This is a genomic window from Pseudaeromonas pectinilytica (genome assembly GCF_054780855.1).
Window position 1 is genome coordinate 1 of sequence record NZ_BAAGVN010000231.1, and the last position, 1,824, is coordinate 1,824.

At 34.9% G+C, this 1,824-nt stretch carries 1 protein-coding gene; it reads left to right on the plus strand.

Features of this window, described 5'->3' with window-relative positions; all coding sequences use genetic code 11:
* The first annotated feature begins 159 nt into the window (after positions 1–159).
* Positions 160–1,338 carry a DUF2971 domain-containing protein gene (locus ACYVG7_RS10440; RefSeq protein WP_460883055.1) on the plus strand — a complete coding sequence of 393 codons (1,179 nt, stop codon included), beginning with the start codon at positions 160–162 and terminating at the stop codon, positions 1,336–1,338.
* Positions 1,339–1,824 lie beyond the last annotated feature (486 nt).

The window sequence follows — 1,824 nt, forward strand, 5'->3', positions numbered from 1 at the left end:
CTAAAAAGAGCCGGCTGGAATGACGACTATCGGGCTCAGTTATTCTTTGGTTAAAAGATCAACAAAGTGTGCTCCCGCCCTGAATGAAATGCGGGAATGTTCATTTACAAAAAAAGGAATATTTATTTTTAACAAAGCTGATAGCTGCATGGATTAATTATGTATTTTTTCAAATATCAAAGTGTAAGTCCATTATCTCTTTCAATGCTTAAACGCGGGGAGATATATTTTGCATCTCCCCAAGAACTTAACAACACACATGAATGCAAACCAAAGCTTGTTTTTGACGGCACTAAAGAAATATGGTTAAGATTTATTGATTATATTCTAATAAATATATGCATTAAATTGCAATTAAAACCCAACTCAACAACAGCAAACACCCTTATTCAATTAAGCGAAATTGTTTACAATAACATCAATGACAAAAGAAAACTCAAAAATATTGAACTACTTAACGCCAAGGATATATTGGAATCAGCGCTAAGGAAAACAATAACTCCAATATTGAATGAAGTTGAAATAAAATATATCACTCAAACATTTGATGATTTTTTTCACGTAGAATTGCAGGATTGCTTGACCGAGGTTAAATACATCTCATCATTTACAACAGATGCAACAAATCCGACCATGTGGGGACACTACGGAGCAGCGGAAAATGGGTTTATTACAATCTACGAGTCTCACAATAATATTGTGTGCCTGAGTTCTGAAATGAGCATTTTAGATGGTTACAGGAGAAAATCCAATGGAATTATTGAACTAGGCATATATGATGAATGCGGTTTAGAATTTAAAAAAGTGATCTACGCTAAAATGCCTGCTAAGGTTAATGCATTTCGCCGACTAATCCACAAGTTTAGATTTACTGAACAAGAATCACATTATGATTTTCCTGAATCATTAATTGGTGATGCGAAATCATTAGAAGAAAGCAACATTGGCCTTGTGAAATATTCCGACTGGAGATATGAAAGCGAATACAGATTGATATTCCCTTCTTTTACTGAAGTATCGTCTCCATTAAGGACATTAAGAGTCGCAGGTAATCATATAAAGGGAGTTATTTTTGGCTCAAAAACATCAAAATCAGACAGGGAGCGAATTGCTGCGGCATGCCATCACCTTTTGATATCAAGCAAAATTAAAAATGATTTTTTGTTTTTTGAAATCAAGTCAAATCCAAACAAATACAAACTTGATATAACAGCATATGGAAAATTAAAATGCCAGATACTACCCAAGCATTCATTAATAACAAGAATTAATGAACTACCCGATAAGAAATCAGAAGAAATTATAAATATAGCAAAAAATATAACTACAAACAGATAACCAAAGTTAATGGCGACAGCCCATAGGGCGCAATAGCGTAGCGTATTGCGCCGAATAACACATAATGGCAACACCGATAACCAATAATAAAAGACCATGGACTATCGATGGTTCCGTGAGCGGGCACCTACTATTTACCGTTAACTTTCGACGGAGACATAATAATTTCTAGCTGGTCGATAAATTTAATTATTGCGATATGTCATGGTCATTACTAAATCTGGCGCAATACGCTTTGCTATTGCGCCCTACTTGCTCAATTTGTAAAAATCGGACTAAGTGGCGCCTTGATAAACAAACTTGAAAGAGATGAACAAATCAAAAACATATCAATCAACGAATATGGAGCAATTGAACACAACAAAGTCTTCTTGTATTACATAAAATACAAGATGACCTAATTCAGTGCATATTCCCACGCATGGCGATCGCTCAATAACATTCATGCCGATCACGTAATAACATCCATGCCGATCACTCAATAAC